We start from the raw sequence: 236 nt of genomic DNA, 5'->3' as shown, positions 1-236 counted from the left end.
TCGTAATCTTTATGGGCAATATACATTGCATGGGTTACACCATGGCCCTGTGAGTGGTTGGCTTTAGAATAAAACGCTTCTATATCCTCAAACGGAAATGTCGAATGGCCGTGCTCATTTTTTTCGGCATTATCAACCGACCACGTAAAGTTCACTGTTTGGTTTTGACGGTCAAAATATACTTCACGTTTAGGTAGAATATAACGCGCTAATATAGGGCTGAAGTTTAAGAAAAA

1 pseudogene is annotated in these 236 nt (G+C 39.4%); it reads right to left on the bottom strand.

From position 1 onward, the window contains the following. Positions 1-236: pseudogene (locus tag H5186_RS22805) on the bottom strand (hypothetical protein); the annotation flags it as partial.

It is taken from the genome of Pseudoalteromonas sp. SG41-2 (assembly GCF_014164535.1).
GTDB classification, from domain to species: Bacteria; Pseudomonadota; Gammaproteobacteria; order Enterobacterales; family Alteromonadaceae; genus Pseudoalteromonas; species Pseudoalteromonas rhizosphaerae.
The sequence above is the reverse complement of the archived record's forward strand: the minus strand, read 5'-3'. Positions and strand labels throughout refer to the sequence as shown.